General features: G+C 70.3%; 18 protein-coding genes. 15 read left to right on the forward strand and 3 right to left on the reverse strand.

Annotated elements, in window-relative coordinates; translation table 11 throughout:
• Positions 1-149 precede the first annotated feature (149 nt).
• The 12 genes from AC1DMQ_RS08615 (at position 150) to AC1DMQ_RS08670 (ending at position 9,582) form a co-directional block, all read left to right on the forward strand.
• A complete protein-coding gene (locus tag AC1DMQ_RS08615) occupies positions 150-821 on the forward strand; it encodes a VOC family protein (protein WP_477033140.1) in 672 nt (223 codons plus the stop codon).
• Between the two features lie 68 nt (positions 822-889).
• Positions 890-1,357 carry a DUF6130 family protein gene (locus AC1DMQ_RS08620; RefSeq protein WP_477033141.1) on the forward strand — a complete coding sequence of 156 codons (468 nt, stop codon included), beginning with the start codon at positions 890-892 and terminating at the stop codon, positions 1,355-1,357.
• 25 nt (positions 1,358-1,382) lie between these two features.
• On the forward strand, positions 1,383-2,330 hold the full coding sequence (locus AC1DMQ_RS08625; protein ID WP_477033142.1) for an alpha/beta fold hydrolase: 948 nt from the start codon (positions 1,383-1,385) through the stop codon (positions 2,328-2,330).
• Between the two features lie 59 nt (positions 2,331-2,389).
• Positions 2,390-2,716 carry a hypothetical protein gene (locus tag AC1DMQ_RS08630; RefSeq protein WP_477033143.1) on the forward strand — a complete coding sequence of 109 codons (327 nt, stop codon included), beginning with the start codon at positions 2,390-2,392 and terminating at the stop codon, positions 2,714-2,716.
• Positions 2,717-2,950: 234 nt separating this feature from the next.
• Positions 2,951-4,051 (forward strand): quinolinate synthase NadA, encoded by a 1,101-nt coding sequence (nadA, locus tag AC1DMQ_RS08635; protein WP_477033144.1) that lies wholly within the window; start codon positions 2,951-2,953, stop codon positions 4,049-4,051.
• A 2-nt stretch (positions 4,052-4,053) separates the two neighbouring features.
• The gene (locus AC1DMQ_RS08640) at positions 4,054-4,563 is read left to right on the forward strand and encodes an O-acetyl-ADP-ribose deacetylase (protein WP_477033145.1); all 510 of its coding nucleotides are present in this window, start codon (positions 4,054-4,056) and stop codon (positions 4,561-4,563) included.
• Positions 4,556-6,094 (forward strand): L-aspartate oxidase, encoded by a 1,539-nt coding sequence (locus tag AC1DMQ_RS08645; RefSeq protein ID WP_477033146.1) that lies wholly within the window; start codon positions 4,556-4,558, stop codon positions 6,092-6,094. The genes AC1DMQ_RS08640 and AC1DMQ_RS08645 overlap by 8 nt, the downstream gene beginning before the upstream one ends.
• Positions 6,091-6,939: a carboxylating nicotinate-nucleotide diphosphorylase gene (gene nadC / locus AC1DMQ_RS08650; protein ID WP_477033147.1), complete on the forward strand. Its 849-nt coding sequence runs from the start codon at positions 6,091-6,093 to the stop codon at positions 6,937-6,939. Before AC1DMQ_RS08645 ends, nadC begins: the two co-directional genes overlap by 4 nt.
• 138 nt (positions 6,940-7,077) lie before the next feature.
• On the forward strand, positions 7,078-7,755 hold the full coding sequence (locus AC1DMQ_RS08655) for a DUF4328 domain-containing protein (protein ID WP_477033148.1): 678 nt from the start codon (positions 7,078-7,080) through the stop codon (positions 7,753-7,755).
• Positions 7,756-7,884: 129 nt separating this feature from the next.
• A complete protein-coding gene (locus tag AC1DMQ_RS08660; protein WP_477033149.1) occupies positions 7,885-8,478 on the forward strand; it encodes a response regulator in 594 nt (197 codons plus the stop codon).
• Between the two features lie 20 nt (positions 8,479-8,498).
• A complete protein-coding gene (locus tag AC1DMQ_RS08665; protein WP_477033150.1) occupies positions 8,499-8,966 on the forward strand; it encodes a hypothetical protein in 468 nt (155 codons plus the stop codon).
• A 130-nt stretch (positions 8,967-9,096) separates the two neighbouring features.
• Entirely contained in the window at positions 9,097-9,582 is a 486-nt protein-coding gene (locus tag AC1DMQ_RS08670; RefSeq protein WP_477033151.1) for a cytochrome P460 family protein, read from the forward strand.
• Positions 9,583-9,666: 84 nt separating this feature from the next.
• On the opposite strand, the gene AC1DMQ_RS08675 is transcribed toward AC1DMQ_RS08670, so the two are convergent.
• Complete coding sequence (locus tag AC1DMQ_RS08675; RefSeq protein ID WP_477033152.1) at positions 9,667-10,836, reverse strand: acyltransferase family protein; 1,170 nt, start codon at positions 10,834-10,836, stop codon at positions 9,667-9,669.
• A 320-nt stretch (positions 10,837-11,156) separates the two neighbouring features.
• Here AC1DMQ_RS08675 and ygiD point away from each other — a divergent pair, with 320 nt between their 5' ends.
• The gene (gene ygiD / locus AC1DMQ_RS08680) at positions 11,157-11,930 is read left to right on the forward strand and encodes a 4,5-DOPA-extradiol-dioxygenase (protein ID WP_477033153.1); all 774 of its coding nucleotides are present in this window, start codon (positions 11,157-11,159) and stop codon (positions 11,928-11,930) included.
• Between the two features lie 227 nt (positions 11,931-12,157).
• Positions 12,158-12,895 carry a glutathione S-transferase gene (locus AC1DMQ_RS08685; protein WP_477033154.1) on the forward strand — a complete coding sequence of 246 codons (738 nt, stop codon included), beginning with the start codon at positions 12,158-12,160 and terminating at the stop codon, positions 12,893-12,895.
• A 141-nt stretch (positions 12,896-13,036) separates the two neighbouring features.
• Here the strand turns inward: AC1DMQ_RS08685 and AC1DMQ_RS08690 are convergent, their stop codons facing one another.
• Together AC1DMQ_RS08690 and AC1DMQ_RS08695 are read right to left on the reverse strand one after the other, a co-directional pair.
• Positions 13,037-13,489: a DUF2147 domain-containing protein gene (locus AC1DMQ_RS08690; protein WP_477033155.1), complete on the reverse strand. Its 453-nt coding sequence runs from the start codon at positions 13,487-13,489 to the stop codon at positions 13,037-13,039.
• 237 nt (positions 13,490-13,726) lie between these two features.
• The gene (locus AC1DMQ_RS08695; RefSeq protein WP_477033156.1) at positions 13,727-14,425 is read right to left on the reverse strand and encodes a DJ-1/PfpI family protein; all 699 of its coding nucleotides are present in this window, start codon (positions 14,423-14,425) and stop codon (positions 13,727-13,729) included.
• A gap of 102 nt (positions 14,426-14,527) precedes the next feature.
• On the opposite strand from AC1DMQ_RS08695, the gene AC1DMQ_RS08700 reads away from it, so the two are divergent.
• Positions 14,528-15,505, forward strand: coding sequence for a GlxA family transcriptional regulator (locus AC1DMQ_RS08700; RefSeq protein ID WP_477033157.1), 978 nt, complete (start codon positions 14,528-14,530; stop codon positions 15,503-15,505).
• Positions 15,506-15,540 lie beyond the last annotated feature (35 nt).

The following is a 15,540-nucleotide window of genomic DNA, read 5'->3' on the forward strand; positions in this document are numbered from 1 at the left end:
GTCTCTCGGCTTCGTGATCGTTCGCCACCTATATAAATCGATACCGATTAAATCGAAAGAGATTGACACGTCGATTGCATGGGCGCATTTGCATCGGTACCGAATGAATCGATACCGAATTAAAAACACGAACCAAAGGAAACACCCCGATGACCATCGCCCAGATCCTCGACCGCCCCGAAGCCGACGCTCCGGTCCAGGCCGCTTTCGACACCAAGCTCGAAGTCCTGCTGCTGCCCGTTTCCGACGTTCATCGCGCCGCCGACTTCTACCAAAAGCTGGGCTGGCGCCTGGACGTCGACCACCGCGAAGGCGACGCCCGCATCGTCCACTTCACGCCCCCGGGCTCGGCCGCCTCGGTCATGTTCGGCACGGGCGTCTCGCCCTCGGCGCCGGGTTCGGCTCAACTGACCTTCCTGGCGGTCTCCGACATCGTCGCGGCCCGCGCCGGCCTGGCCGCCAAGGGCGTCGAGGTCAGCGCGGTCTTCCACGACCGCAACGGCGGCTATCGCTTCGACCCGGACGCCCGCCAGGACGGCCCCGACCCCGACCGCCGCAGCTACGCCTCGTTCGCCACCTTCAGCGACCCGGACGGCAACAGCTGGCTCCTGCAGGAAGTGACCACGCGGTTCCCGGGCCGCATCGACTCCGGCGTGACCAGCTTCGGCTCCATTGAGGACCTGGTCGACGCCCTGCGCCGCGCCGCCAAGGCCCACGGCGAGCATGAGGCCCGCACCGGCGGCGCCTACGACATCAACTGGCCCGACTGGTACGCCGCCTACATCGCCGCCGAGCAATCGGGCGCGCCCCTGCCCCTCTAGGCCCTCACGGCGCGCGCCGCGCCCGGCGCGCTCCCCCTCGCCCACCGCCCCACACAAGAGAGATCCCCATGACCCTGCTCGCCAAGACCCTGGCCGCGACCCTCGTCGGCGCCGCCCTCCTCGCCTCCGCCACGGTCCAGACCGCGTCGGCCCAGCCCGCGGCCTCGGTGTTCCTGCCGATCGCCAACGAGCCCCCGCCCAAGCTGATCGTCGAGCCGCCGATCCCGGCGCGCCTGGCGGCCGGCTCCGTGCTGATCCCGTACCGCACCGAGAACTTCCGCATCCTGCCGATCTTCGGCGCGGGCGCCCTGGACGTCTCGCCGCGCGCCGGCCACCTGCACGTCACCGTCGACGACCTGCCCTGGCACTGGGCCGACGCCAGCGACGACCAGACGGTCGTGGTCGTCGGCCTGCCCCCCGGCCCGCACAAGATCCTGCTCGAACTGGCGCTGCCCGACCACCGGGTCCTGAGCGGCCAGACCGTGTCGTTCGTCGTCCCGGGGACCCCGGGCACGCCCGGCGGCCACAACCACTAGTCCCGGCACACAGAGGAGACGTGTCATGACCACCGCAATGAAGGCGATGGGGTTCGCGGCCGCGCTCATGCTCGGCTCGGCGGCGACGCCGGCCCACGCCGAGCCCCCGCGCCCGCGAGCCGAGATCGGCAACCTCCCGCTCGACGCCGACCTGACGCTGCGGCGGATGGTGGTCCGCAATCCGGACGCCAGGCGGACCGTCCTGCTGCTGCACGGGTTTCCCGAAACCCTCCACGCCTGGGACGAGGTTTCTCTGGCCCTCGGCGACGACTTCGAGGTCCACGCCTTCGACTGGCCGGGCTTCGGGCTGTCGTCGCGGCCGGCCGTCGACCGCTTCGCCTACACGCCCAGGGACTATGCCCGCGTCCTGAAGGCCTACATCGACAAGGCCGGCATCGATTGCTCCAAGCTGGTCATCTACGCCACCGACATCGGCGCCCTTCCGGCCCTGCTGGCGGCGCTGGACGAGCCGGACATCGCCCGGACGATCATCGTGGGCGACTTCGCGCCCTTCGACCGCCCCGCCTACATGTATCCGAGCCTGCAGGCCCTGAAGTCCCCGCCGTCGGCCGAACCCACCCGGGTCCAGCTGAACCTCAATCGCGACGAGATCCTGGAGAACGCGTTCCGGCGCGGCTTGCCCAAGGCGGTCCAGTTCGAGGCGTCCGCGGCGTTCAAGGCGGACATGGCCCGCGGCTGGAGCCATGGCGGCATGACCTCGGCCGACGCCTTCGCCCACTACTATGCCGGCTTCACGCGGGATCAGACCTACTTCGAAGCCAACCTGGCCAAGCTGAGGACGCCGATGAAGGTCGTCTGGGGCGCCGAAGACTTCTACATCAGCAAGGCGATGGGCGCGGAGTTCGCCGACAAGGCCCGCGCCGAGCTCACGGTGCTGCCGGGCGTCGGCCACTATCCGCATCTCCAGGTCCCGCAACGGACCGTCGCGGAAATCCGCGCGGCGGCGCGATGAAGGGACGCTGCGAGGGGACGGGGGTGGCCTGGACGCGCCTGAAGGGCTAACACCCTGGAATGGCACGCAAGCAAGCCCCTGAACTTGAGATCGAGGTCGGCGGAGAGCCGTATGTCTGGCGGATTCATCGCCAGCCCGGCTGGTCCAGCGACGCCCCGGTGCTGCAGGGCATGGCGATCGCCGTGCGGCACGTCGAAGGGCAACGCGAAGCGGTGGTGGAGTTCCCGCCGGGCCCCCATCCCCGGTACGGCGCGCCGCAACTGAAGGCCACGCAGGTCGATCCGAAACTCGTGGCGAACGCCATCGCATCGGCCATCGCGGCGGGCTGGGACCCGCTGTCCCGAGGCAAGACGGTGGCCATCGTCGTGGACGCCGCCGGCGGCTGACCCGTCGGAGGCGGCGGGCACGGCCGCAGCCGCCAACCGCGTCCGACCGCGCCGAACACGGAATTTCATGCTCACGCTTTGCAATCGGCTTCGGAAGGTCTATATGTCTTTCATCCCTTTTGCTCAATTTCAGCATAAGGGGCGACGTCGGAGCGGGACTTAACGATTTATCCTCCGTTTCCGGCGTTTTTTGAGGCCCTTGAAATGCTCAGTTTGAGCATAAGTGAGGTTCACATGGCTGACGGTTTCGCGCCCCCCCTCCCGAAAGGTTTGGCCTTTACGCCCGACGTCGAAGCGGCGACCGCCGGCATGTGGGACAAGGTCAAGCACCACGTGACTCCGCTGGAATGGCAGCTGCACGCGCCGCTGATCGCCGAGATCAATCGGCTGAAGCGCGAGAAGAACGCCGTCATCCTGGCCCACAACTACATGACGCCCGAGATCTTCCACGGCGTGGGCGACTTCGTCGGCGACAGCCTGGCCCTGGCCCGCGAGGCGGCCAAGTGCGACGCGGCCGTGATCGTCCAGGCCGGCGTGCACTTCATGGCCGAGACCAGCAAGGTGCTGGCCCCCGAGAAGCGCGTGCTGATCCCCGACCTGCGGGCCGGCTGCAGCCTGGCCTCCTCGATCACCGGCGCCGACGTGCGGCTGATCAAGCAGCGCCACCCGGGCATCCCGGTCGTCACCTACGTCAACACCACCGCCGACGTGAAGGCCGAGACCGACATCTGCTGCACCAGCGCCAACGCCGTGCAGGTGGTGGAATGGGCCGCGCGCGAGTGGGGCGTCGACAAGGTGATCCTGATCCCCGACGAGTTCCTGGCCCGCAACGTGGCGCGCCAGACCAGCGTCAAGATCATCGCCTGGGCCGGCCGCTGCGAGGTGCACGAGCGCTTCACCGCCCAGGACATCGCCGACATGCGCGCCGCCTATCCCGGCGCCGACATCCTGGCCCACCCCGAGTGCCCGACCGAGATCCTGGAAGCGGCCGACTTCGCCGGCTCCACGGCGGCGATGAACGACTACGTGGCGCTGAGGAAGCCCAAGCAGGTGGTGCTGATCACCGAGTGCTCGATGGCCTCCAACGTCCAGGCGGAGTCGCCCGGCACCCAGTTCATCGGCCCCTGCAACATGTGCCCGCACATGAAGCGGATCAGCCTGCGGAACATCCACGACGCCCTGCTGTACGACCAGTACGAGGTGACGGTCGATCCCAGCGTCCAGATCCGCGCCAAACTGGCCGTGCAACGGATGATCGACCTGCCGCCGCCGCTGGTTCCGGCCCGCTACGACCTGGTCAAAGCCCAGCACCACGTGGACGTGGAGCTGATCTGACCATGGCGAAGATGAGCGTCATCCAGGCCGACATCACGACCCTGGACGTCGACGCCATCGTCAACGCCGCCAATTCCAGCCTGCTGGGCGGCGGCGGCGTTGACGGCGCCATCCATCGCAAGGCCGGTCCCGAGCTGGCCATTGCGGGTCGCATGCTGGGCGGCTGCAAGACCGGCGACGCCAAGCTGACGGAAGGCTTCCGCCTGCCGGCCCGCTGGGTGATCCACACCGTGGGTCCGGTCTGGAACGGCGGCGACAACGGCGAGCCGGAGTTGCTGGCCAGCTGCTATCGCCGGTCGCTGGAGATCGCGGCCAACAAGGATTTCGAGACCATCGCCTTTCCGGCCATCTCGACCGGGATCTACCGTTTCCCCGCCGACCGGGCGGCCCAGATCGCCGTGACCACCGTCGCGGCCTTCCAAGGCCCCAAGCCGGCCCAAGTGATCTTCTGTTGCTTTGACGAAGCGTCGGCCGAGCGTCACCGCGCGGCCCTGGAGCAAGTCCATGCTTGATCGCATCACCTTCGACGGCCCCGTGATCCTCGGGGCGGGCCTGGCGGGCCTCACGGCCGCCCTCGCTTGCGCGCCGCGCAAGGCGCTGGTGCTGTCGCCCACGCCGCTGGCGACCGGCTGCTCCAGCGCCTGGGCCCAGGGCGGCATGGCCGCGGCCCTGTCGGACGAGGACGCCCCGGCCCTGCACGCCGCCGACACCATCGCCGCCGGCGCCGGCCTGTGCGATCCGGCGGCGGTCGCGCTGCTGACCACCGAGGGCCCCGCCGCCGTGCGCACCCTGGCGGCCCTGGGCGCGCCCTTCGACCGCCAGGCCCCCGTTGACGGAAAGGAGGGCGGGTTCGTGCTGAGCCTCGAGGCCGCCCACGCCAAGGCCCGGGTCGCCCGGGTCGGCGGCGACGGCGCGGGGGCGGCGATCATGGCCGCCGTCATCGCCGCCGTCCGCGCCGCCCCGACCGTCGAGATCCGCGAGAACGCCCGCGCCCGGCGGCTGCTCCAGGACGACACCGGCCGCGTCGTCGGGCTGATCGCCGAGATCGACGGCGTCCTGGTCGAGATCATCGCCCCCGCCGTGATCCTGGCGACCGGCGGGGTCGGCGGCCTCTACGCCGTCACCACCACGCCCGCCCAGGTGCGCGGCGAGGGCCTGGGCCTGGCCGCCCTGGCCGGGGCCGAGATCGCCGATCCCGAGTTCGTGCAGTTCCACCCCACGGCCATCGACATCGGCCGCGACCCCGCCCCCCTGGCCACCGAGGCGCTGCGCGGCGAGGGCGCGATCCTGCGGGACAAGACCGGCCGGGCCTTCATGGCCGACTACCATCCGGCCCGCGAGCTGGCCCCGCGCGACGTGGTGGCCCGCGCCATCCACGCCGAGCGCGCGGCCGGTCGCGGCGCGTTCCTGGACGCCACGACGGCGGTGGGCGCCCACTTCCCGCACGAATTCCCGGCCGTGTTCGCCGCCTGCATGAGCGCCGGCGTCGATCCCCGCGTCCAGCCGATCCCGGTGACTCCGGCCGTGCACTACCACATGGGCGGCGTGGCCACGGACCTGGACGGCCGCACCAGCCTCCCGGGCCTGCTGGCCGCCGGCGAATGCGCCAGCACCGGCGTGCACGGCGCCAACCGCCTGGCCTCCAACAGCCTGCTGGAAGCCGCCGTGTTCGGGGCCCGCGCCGGCAGGGCGGCTAGGAGCCTCACGCTTGGCGGCGAGCCGCTGACGGCCGATCCCGCGCCCGACCTGCCCGACAGCGCGCTGCAGCTCCTGCGCCAGGCGATGAGCCGCGACGCCGGAGTGATCCGCGACGCCGACGGCCTCTCCCGCTTGATCGCGGTGCTCGACGCCCTGGAGACCGCCCATGGCGCGGCGCCCACCCTGGTCGCCGCCCAGCTGATCGCCCGCGCCGCCCTGGTCCGCCAGGAAAGCCGAGGCGGCCATTTCCGCGCCGACTTCCCCGCCACGGCCGCGGCCGAGCGGACCTTCGTCACCCTGCAAGACCAGGAAGCGGGCCGCGCGGTCCGTTACGCCGCCGAATGACCATCACCCCCCTCGACGACCTCCTGGTCCGCCCGATCATCGAGATGGCCCTGGCCGAGGATCTCGGCCGGGCCGGCGACATCACCGCCCAGGCCTGCATCGACGCCGACGCCCGGCTGTCGGTGGTCTGGGCCGCACGGCAGGACGGCCGGATCGCGGGCCTGTCCTGCGCCCGCCTGGCCCTGGCCGCCCTCGATCCGACGGCCGGCTTCCAGGTCGTCACCCCCGACGGCGCCGACGCCACGGCCGGGGCGATCCTGGCCCGCGCGGAAGGCAACGCCCGCGCCGTGCTGGCCGCCGAGCGCACAGGCCTGAACCTGCTGGGCAAGCTGTCGGGCATCGCCACCCTGACCCGGGCCTATGTCCGCCTGGTCGAGGGCACCAAGGCCACGATCGTCGACACCCGCAAGACCACCCCGGGCCTGCGGGCCCTGGAGAAGTACGCCGTGCGCTGCGGCGGCGGGATCAACCACCGCTTCGGCCTGGATGACGCCATCCTGATCAAGGACAACCACGTCGCCGCCTGCGGCGGGGTCGGCGAGGCCGTCCGCCGGGCCCGCGCCTTCGCCGGCCACCTGGTCAAGGTCGAGGTCGAGGTCGACGGGCTGGACCAGCTGGAAGACGCGCTGAAGCACGGCCCCGACGTCGTCATGCTCGACAATTTCAGCCTCGACGACCTGAAGACCGCCGTGGCCCTGGCCAAGGGCCGCGCGGTGCTGGAGGCCTCGGGCGGCGTCAACCTGACCACCGTGCGGGCCATCGCCGAGACCGGGGTCGACGTGATCAGCGTCGGCGCCCTGACCCACTCGGCCCTGGTCATGGACATCGGCCTGGACGCCGCCTGACGCCCCCTTGGCGCGACACCCCAGGCGCGAGCCGAGTTGCCGGGTCGCCCGAACGTCGCTAGACGCGAAGCGGGGCTTTGGGGGCGATCCGGGTCGCCCGAACGTCGCTAGACGCGAAGCGGGGCTTTGGGGGCGATCATGGCCAAGACGAAGAAGACGTATGTCGCGCGCGACCCGCGCGCGCTGGGCCAGACGGTCGTGCTGTGGCTGTACATCCGCCTGGCCTCGACGGCGCTCAACATGGTCGCCAACGTCATCCAGCTTCACGGCCTGTCGCGCGTTCCGCCCGACGCGCCGGTCTCGATGTCGGAAACCCTGCCCGGCCTGGAGACGGCGGACCTGATCAGCGGCCTGTCCGGCCTCGTCCTGCTGGCGACCATGCTGGTCAGCGGCTTCCTGACGCTGAAGTGGATCTATCGCGTCACCATGAACAGCCACACCCTGGCCAGCGGCCTGCGCGTGTCGCCGCCCGGGTCGATCGGCTGGTACTTCGTGCCCTTCGCCAACCTCTACAAGCCGTTCCAGGCAATGAACGACGCCTGGTGCGTCAGCCTTTCGCCCCAGTCCTGGCGCAGCCAGGACACCCCGTCGGTGCTGCGCTGGTGGTGGGGCCTGTGGATCGCCACCTCGATGCTCGACAACACCAGCTTCCGCCTGCAGATGCGCGCCCACGACGCCGCCGCCTCGATGTTCGTGGCGGGCCTGGACCTGGTCAGCGATCTGCTGTGGGTCGTGCTCTGCCTGGTGCTGATCCAGATCGTCCGCCGCCTCAGCGCCCAGCAGTCCAACGCCCTGAACACGACGGCCTTCGACTGACCTGACCGGGCGGGGCCGGGCGGCGCGACAATCCGCCCCATCCCTTCCGAAACAGCGGTTTCTTAACCGTCTTCCGCCATACGGTGTCGGTCCCTGCGCATCGCCGGGCGGCCGGAGCACGTCGGGGTCTTGCAGCCAAGTCAGTACATCAATCTCGACAAGGCCAAGGCGTTGATCGTCGACGACAATCCGCAGTCGCTCGACATCCTGGTCGGGGTGCTGACCAGCTTCGGCCTGCGCAACATCGTGCGCAAGGCCGACGGCAGGGAAGCCCAGGAAGAGCTGAAGTACCACGCCTTCGACCTGATCCTGACCAACGGCAACCTGCCCGAGCTGGACGGCTACGACCTGACCCGCTGGCTGCGCCGCGAGGCCGACGAGGCCAACCGCATGACGCCGGTGATCATCGTCACCTCCCACACCCGTCGCAGCCAGGTCGAGAAGGCCCGGGACTGCGGCGCCAATTTCATCGTCACCAAGCCGATCTCGCCGACCATCATGCTCGAGCGCATTCTGTGGGTCGCCAAGGGCGATCGGATGTTCATCGAGTGCGAGACCTACGTCGGGCCCGACCGTCGCTGGCGCAACCAAGGCCCGCCCGTGGAGTTCCCGGACGGTCGGCGCCGCGACGATCAGTCCATTGAACTGGGCGAGTCCGGAGGCCACAACATGTCCCAGGACGAGCTGGACGCTTTGATCAAACCTATGAAGTCGATCGCATGATTGAGGTCAAGAAGAGCCGCATGAAACCCCGCCTGGGTCAGTTGATGACCCAGAAAGGCGGCATGTACGTGGCCGAGGCCCTCAAGCGCGCCGACGTCACGATGGAGATCCTGCGCGAGCCTTCGCTGACCGGGATCGACGACTACATCACCGCGCTCGACACGCTGCTGGCCTCCGGCCTCGACGAGGCGGCCCTGATCGAGGGCCTGTACGCCCGGGCCGGCGACATCGTCAGCCTCAGCGGCGCCGAGCGTAACGAGGCCGTCCAGATCGCCGCCCGCTCGCTGTGCGACCTGCTGGACGAGGCCCACAGCCTGACGCCCTCGGTGCTGGCCGGGATCAAGGTCTACATCGCCTCGATTAAGCTGCTGCACCGCGCGCCGGACAATCCCACGCTGCAGGAGCCCATCCTGCAGGGCCTGGCCAGCGTGCTGGAGAAGCACCGCAACGAGGTCCGGGCGCAGAACGCCGCCGCCCAGGAAGACTGATCCCTCCGATCGTCTGACGACCAAGGCGCGCCGGACGCCCTTCGCCGCATGCCGTCCGCGTTTCGCAGACGGACGGTCGCGGGCCGGACCAACCCGTGCGACGCCTCCTCCGACGCGGAGGGACCCAGGCATGAAGGCGGCCGCCCTGATCATCGCGCTGGCGGCGTTCGGCCTGGCCGGCGCTGACACGGCCGCGCCCAGCCCCGACTTCCCCGACGGCTATCGCGCCTGGCGCCACGTCTCGACCGGCCTGATCGGCCCCCACGCCCCGGCCTATGCGGTCAACGGCGGCTTCCATCACATCTACGCCAATCCAATGGCCTTGCAGGGCTACAAGGATGGGCGCTTTCCCGACGGCGCGGTGTTGGTCTACGACCTGATCGAGGCGGTCGACCGGGGCGGCGGCGTCACCGGCCAGGGGGCGCGGCGGCATGTCGACGTGATGGTCCGGGACAGCCGGCGGTTCGCCGCGACGGACGGCTGGGGCTATGCCGAGTTCGCCGCCGGCGAGCGCGCGCCCCGCCCCGGGATCGCCGCCAGCCAGGACACCGCCTGCCACGCCTGCCACCAGCGGGCGGCGGCGCGGGGGTTCGTGTTCAGCAGTTTGAGGGATTAGCTAGGATCCGGGACATGCGCTTGCGCGTGTCCCCAACGGCGGCAGTGCGAGATCTGGGGACACGCGCAAGCATGTCCCCGCCCCCTACCGCTTGCCCCGCAGCCACGGCGCCAGGCGGTCCTGCAGGGGCTGGTCGACATAGGTGTGGAACAGCCAGGCCGCGCCCATGGCGATCGGGAACGAGGCCAGCCACATCAGCCACTGCCAGCCGATGCCGATCGGCACGGTCTCGATCAGCTTGTGGACCGCGCTCCAATAGATCACCCCCACGAAGATGTGGGTGATGAACAGGGCGAACGACAGCTTGGCGCCCTCCTCGATCCAGGCCCTGGGACGGCGGACCGGCAGGCGGCCCGCGCCCAGCACGATGGCGGCGATGGCGGCGAGGCACGGGATGTCGAAGATCAGCTCGTCGGGCAGCGCGTAGCGGTCCAGCGGCTGCATGGCGACCAGCAGCACGAAGCCGCCGATCAGCAGCACCTTGGCCGCCCGCTCGGACGGCCAGTTCATCTCGACCGCCCGCGCCAGGCAGACGCCCAGGATGAACAGCGGCAGGGCCCGCACGACGCCGAACCGGAACTGCAGATCCGACAGGGCGTGGTCGAACACCAGCCGTGCCACCACCTCGCAGGCCGCGAAGGCCAGGGCCCCGGCCAGCGGCAGGATCCACGGCCAGCGCACCTTGTCGGCCGCCCGCCACAGCCAGGGGAATAGCGCGTAGCAGACCACCAGGGCCGACAGCGACCAGCTGGGCAGGTTCCAGCCGTCGCTGTTGAAGCCCCAGGCGTGGACCAGCAGGGCCTGGACCGGCAGCTGGTCCCAGGCGAAGCGCGAAGGCTTGTGGGCGTCGGTGCCCGCCGCGTTCAGCACCAGCACCAGGGCGGCCATCATGGCCAGCACGATCAGGTGGCCCGGCCAGACCCGTCCGACCCGGCGCACCCAGAAGCGGCCGTGGCTGATCCGCCCCGTCAGGGTCGAGGCCCCGTAGGCCCGGCCCAGCACGTAGCCCGACAGCATCAGGAAGAAGTCTGTGGCCAGGAAACCGCGCGAGAACACCTGGCCGAAACGCTCGATGCGCATCGGGCCCTCGGCCCCGAAATGGTAGATGACGATCAACAGCGAGGCGAGCAGCCGCAGCAGGTCCAGCGCGCCGCCGCGCGTGGCGATCCGGGCCGGGCGCTCTGCCACGGCCACGGCGGCGGGCGCGGGCGTCGCCTCGTCAGGCGTCATGGGGGGAAGGACGGGTACGTTCACAACGCTCTCGCCTTAACAAAGCCGGACGCCCCGGGAAAGCACGTGTGACTCCGGAGCGCGCGTCACGGCGACACAGCCTGAGACTGTGGCCGAAGGGGCGCGGTTTCGCGCGACTTCCCCTCTCCCCTTGCGGGAGAGGGTGGCCCGGCGGAGCCGGGTCGGGTGAGGGGTCGCACAGGCTTGGCGGACAGGGCTTTCAACCCCTCATCCGACCGCCTTCGGCGGCCACCTTCTCCCGCAGGGGGAGAAGGACTCGACATTGAAGTCCGCAATCGACGCCTTATCTGTAACTCATACAGTATCTAATTGGACCACCGCTCATGACCGCCCGCCAACCCGTCCTGTTCCTCGGCCACGGCTCGCCGATGAACGCCATCGAGGACAACGCCTGGAGCCGCGCCTGGGCGGACCTGGGCCGGGACCTGCCGCGCCCCAAGGCGGTGCTGATGATCAGCGCCCACTGGGAGACGCGCGGGGCCAGCGCGGTCAGCGCGGCCGAGCGTCCCGAGACCATCCACGACTTCGGCGGCTTTCCCCAGGCGCTGTTCGACGTGCGCTACGACGCGCCGGGCGATCCGGCCCTGGCCGAGCGGGTGGCGGAAATCCTGTCGCCCGATCCGGTCGTCCAGCACCCGACCCGGGGCCTGGACCACGGGGCCTGGGGCGTGCTGCGGCCGATGTATCCGGACGCCGACGTGCCGGTGGTGCAGCTCTCGCTGGACCGCGGCCGCCCCGACCGCTGGCACTACGAGGCCGGCAAGCGCCTGGCCGCCTTGCGCGACGAGGGCGTGCTGATCGTCGGCAGTGGCGACATCGTCCACAACCTGCGCGCCGTGAACTTCCGCACCGGCGAGGTCCCCGACTGGGCCCCGCGCTTCAACGAGACGGCCAAGGCCCTGATCGCCGCCGGCGACCACGACCCGCTGATCGACTGGCGCGCCCTGGGCCCCGACGCCGACGCCTCGATCAACAGCGCCGAGCACTACCTGCCCCTGCTCTACGTGCTGGGCGCGCAGGCGGCTGGCGAGCCGGTGTCGTTCTTCACGGACGACGTGTTCGCGGCGATCTCGATGACGAGCGTGCGGGTGGGGTAGCGATCCTCTTTCACCATCACTCAGATCTCGCCGTCATTCCGGGCCTTGTGCCCGGAACCCCTCTGTCCGCTGCAGGTGCGGATGAGTGGCGCGCCGGCGCGCCAAGGCGCTGCACCGTCGGCTGAACCAGGGGTCCCGGGCACAAGGCCCGGGATGACGGTTGAAAGGGAGTGGCGGGTGATCGCGCGCCGCTCGCATCCTTTCCCCCGCTCGTCCATTTCCCCCGCATGACCTACCAACTGCATTACTGGCCCACGATCCAGGGACGCGGCGAGTTCGTGCGCCTGGCGCTGGAGGAGGCCGGGGCGGCTTATGTCGACGTGGCGCGCGGCGATCCGGACGATGGCGGCGGCGAGGAGGCGCTGATGGCCGACCTCGCGGAGGGCGACCATCCGCCCTTCGCCCCGCCCTATCTGGTCGACGGCGACCTGGTGATCGGCCAGACGGCCAACATCCTGCTGCACCTGGGCCTGCGCCACGGCCTGGCGCCGCGCGCCGAGGGCGGGCGGCTGTGGGTCAACCAGCTGCAGATGACCATCGCCGACCTGGTCGCCGAAGCCCACGACGTCCACCACCCGGTGGGCATGGGCCTCTATTACGAGGACCAGAAGGAAGAGGCCGCCCGGCGGGCCAAGGAGTTCCGCACCCAGCGGATCAAGAAGTACCTCGGCTGGTTCGAGACGGTGCTGGAGCGGGCGCCGAAGGGCGCCAAGGGGAAGCAGTGGCTGACGGGCGAGGACCTGACCTATGCCGACCTGTCGCTGTTCCAGGCCGTCGAGGGCCTGCGCTACGCCTTCCCCCACGCGATGAAGCGGCTGGAGCCGAAGCTGGGGCGGGTGATCGCCGTGCGCGACGCGGTGGCGGAACGGCCGAACACGGCGGCCTATCTGAAGTCGGAACGCCGGATCCCGTTCAGCACCGAGGGGATCTTCCGGCACTATCCGGAGCTGGATCCGGGTCAATAGATCCGCTCTTCCCGGCGAATGCCGGGACCCAGATCCTAAATCTGAGTGGCTGATTGGAAGGGCTCGACGCTCTTGGCGTCAGCCACACCGCCATTCCATCTGGGTCCCAGCATTCGCCGGGATGAGCGGAATTGAGAGATATCAGCTCGACGGCGTGCTCGCCGCCACCACGTCCACGCGGCGCCAGGTCTGCGACTTGCAGAACAGCAGCAGGCAGCCCTTGGCCTTCATGGTGCTGGCGTCGGGGAAATCGGCGGTGCCGCTGAGGGTCATGTTCAGGTCGGGCACGAAGACCTTGCCCTTCCAGCTGCCGTTCTTCTGCAGCTGGAAATCGCGCAGCAGCTGCAGGCCGATCAGGTTGGGCGTGCCGCCCTTCTTGGCGTCGGCCTTGGCGTCTTCGTTGGCCCAGATCACGTTGCCGCAGGCGCGGCCGCCGCCGCAGGGCTTGATCTCGACATGGACGGTGTTCTTGGGATTGCGCCAGACGCCGTAGGTGAACGCGTCCTCCGCCGACGCCGGTGAAACGGCGGCCAGACCGGCCGCCAGGCCAGCGGCCGCGGTCAGCACGACGAGAAACGACTTCATCCGACGCATGCGTGATGTCTCCGACACACAAGCGTTTTGAGGCAGGTTCGTGTTCGGATCAAGTCTGGGCGGTTTTCGCATCCCCGGCCGTCGCCCCGGGCCTCGCGCCCGAAACCCGCTGCCCAGCTTGACCTCGAGATATGGACGGTTCGCCGGCGAGCCGCTCCCGCCAGGCCTGCGGCCCAGGGGCGGATCCCGGACGCGAGGTCCGGGAGGGCGGCGCCCAGAACGGCGATCGCAGCAGCCTCATGCGTCGACCCTCAACGCCTCCGCCGCCGTCCGGGCCGCGGCCCAGCGCTCGTCCATGCCGCGGCCGTAGACCGCCGTGATCCGCTCCAGCACGGCGGGCGGGGCGGTCTCGGGGCGGCCGGAGTCGAACGGCGGGTGCGGCGCGTATTCCACCGCCAGCTGGATGGCCTGGGCGGTCTCCTCGCCGGCGATCTCGGCCACCACGGTCAGGGCGAAGTCGATGCCGGCTGTCACGCCGCCGCCGGTGAACACGTCGCCGTCGCGCACCACCCGGGCCGGGTCGGGCGTCGCGCCGAACAGGGCCAGTTGGTCGCGCCAGGCCCAGTGGCAGGCCGCCCGCTTGCCGACCAGCAACCCGGCCGCGCCCAGCAGCAGCGAGCCGGTGCAGACCGAGGTCACGTAACGCGCGCCCGCCGCCAGCCGGCGGACCTGGGCCAGGAAGGCCTCGTCCGCCATCGCCTGGGTCGTGCCGAAACCGCCGGGCACGCACAGCAGATCGCAATGCTCGACGTCGGCCAGCCGCGGCAGGTGGGCGAAGACCAGACCGTCGGCCTCGATCTCGCCGCCCGCCTCGCTGGCGACCACCACCTGGGCGCCGGGCAGGCGGCAGAGGATCTGATGGGGGCCGGTGAAGTCCAGGTGGGTGACACCGGGGAACAACGCGAACACGATGTGGAACGGCGCGGGTTTCGGCATGGGCAGGCCCTCCTGTTGACGCCGCAGCATCGCCCGCCTAGCGTCTGACAGAAATGACATAGTTCCCTCGATATCAGCCAAGACCGGCCTGAGAGACGCGCCATGACCCGCGACATCGGCTTCCTGATCTTCCCCCAGTTCCAGCTGCTGGACGCGGCGGGCCCGATCTCGGCGTTCGAGATCGCCGGGCGGTTCGTGCCGGGCGCCTATCGCCTGCACCTGCTGGCCCGCCAGCCGGGGGCCGTGCCCAGCTCCTCGGGCGTGGCGATGATCGCGAGCGCCTTCGAAGACGCCCCGTCGCTGGACACCCTGATCGTCTCGGGCGGCGAGGGCACGCGGTCTCCCGCGATCTGCGAGCAGACCCTGGCCTTCGCGCGATCGACCTTCCGCACCGCGCGGCGCACGGCCAGCGTCTGTTCGGGGACCTACATCCTGGCCGCCGCCGGCCTGCTGGACGGCCGCCGGGCGACCACGCACTGGGGGCGTTCGCAGGACTTCCAGCGCCGCTATCCGGCCGTGCGGCTGGAGCCCGACCGGATCTTCGTCCAGGACGGATCGCTGTGGAGCTCGGCCGGCATCACGGCCGGCATCGACATGGCCCTGGCGATGATCGGCGCGGACCTGGGCGAGGACGTCGCCCGCCGCACCGCCCAGCAGCTGGTGGTCTATCACCGCCGCCCCGGCGGCCAGTCGCAATTCTCAGCCCTGCTGGAGATGAAGGGCGGACGCTTCGACGGCCTGCTGGCCTGGGCCCGCGAGAACCTGGCCCTGCCCCTGACCGTCGAGCAGCTGGCGCAACAGGCGGCGATGAGCCCGCGCAACTTCGCCCGGCTGTTCGCGGCCGAGACCGGCGCCACCCCGGCCAAGGCGGTCGAGCGCCTGCGGGTGGAGGCGGCGCGCGCCTTGCTCGACAGCCAGCCCCTGCAGGTCGAGGACGTGGCTCTGGAGACCGGCTTCGGCGACCAGGAGCGCATGCGCCGGGCTTTTGTCCGCGCCTTCGGCCAGCCGCCGCAAGCCCTGAGACGCGCCGCGCGCGCCTCGCAACCGCCCTCGCAACCAATTGTTGCATCGGCGCCATAGCCCGTAACAAACGGTCTAGCTTGAACAACCTCTGA

This window comes from Caulobacter sp. 05L422 (genome assembly GCF_056397765.1).

What these genes read in the sequence shown, in the direction of transcription:
- AC1DMQ_RS08615 (WP_477033140.1), top strand. Translation starts at nt 150, where the DNA reads ATGACCATCGCCCAGATCCTCGACCGCCCCGAAGCCGACGCTCCGGTC.
- AC1DMQ_RS08620 (WP_477033141.1), top strand. Translation starts at nt 890, where the DNA reads ATGACCCTGCTCGCCAAGACCCTGGCCGCGACCCTCGTCGGCGCCGCC.
- AC1DMQ_RS08625 (WP_477033142.1), top strand. Translation starts at nt 1,383, where the DNA reads ATGACCACCGCAATGAAGGCGATGGGGTTCGCGGCCGCGCTCATGCTC.
- AC1DMQ_RS08630 (WP_477033143.1), top strand. Translation starts at nt 2,390, where the DNA reads ATGGCACGCAAGCAAGCCCCTGAACTTGAGATCGAGGTCGGCGGAGAG.
- nadA (WP_477033144.1), top strand. Translation starts at nt 2,951, where the DNA reads ATGGCTGACGGTTTCGCGCCCCCCCTCCCGAAAGGTTTGGCCTTTACG.
- AC1DMQ_RS08640 (WP_477033145.1), top strand. Translation starts at nt 4,054, where the DNA reads ATGGCGAAGATGAGCGTCATCCAGGCCGACATCACGACCCTGGACGTC.
- AC1DMQ_RS08645 (WP_477033146.1), top strand. Translation starts at nt 4,556, where the DNA reads ATGCTTGATCGCATCACCTTCGACGGCCCCGTGATCCTCGGGGCGGGC.
- nadC (WP_477033147.1), top strand. Translation starts at nt 6,091, where the DNA reads ATGACCATCACCCCCCTCGACGACCTCCTGGTCCGCCCGATCATCGAG.
- AC1DMQ_RS08655 (WP_477033148.1), top strand. Translation starts at nt 7,078, where the DNA reads ATGGCCAAGACGAAGAAGACGTATGTCGCGCGCGACCCGCGCGCGCTG.
- AC1DMQ_RS08665 (WP_477033150.1), top strand. Translation starts at nt 8,499, where the DNA reads ATGAAACCCCGCCTGGGTCAGTTGATGACCCAGAAAGGCGGCATGTAC.
- AC1DMQ_RS08670 (WP_477033151.1), top strand. Translation starts at nt 9,097, where the DNA reads ATGAAGGCGGCCGCCCTGATCATCGCGCTGGCGGCGTTCGGCCTGGCC.
- ygiD (WP_477033153.1), top strand. Translation starts at nt 11,157, where the DNA reads ATGACCGCCCGCCAACCCGTCCTGTTCCTCGGCCACGGCTCGCCGATG.
- AC1DMQ_RS08685 (WP_477033154.1), top strand. Translation starts at nt 12,158, where the DNA reads ATGACCTACCAACTGCATTACTGGCCCACGATCCAGGGACGCGGCGAG.
- AC1DMQ_RS08690 (WP_477033155.1), bottom strand. Translation starts at nt 13,489, where the DNA reads ATGCGTCGGATGAAGTCGTTTCTCGTCGTGCTGACCGCGGCCGCTGGC.
- AC1DMQ_RS08695 (WP_477033156.1), bottom strand. Translation starts at nt 14,425, where the DNA reads ATGCCGAAACCCGCGCCGTTCCACATCGTGTTCGCGTTGTTCCCCGGT.
- AC1DMQ_RS08700 (WP_477033157.1), top strand. Translation starts at nt 14,528, where the DNA reads ATGACCCGCGACATCGGCTTCCTGATCTTCCCCCAGTTCCAGCTGCTG.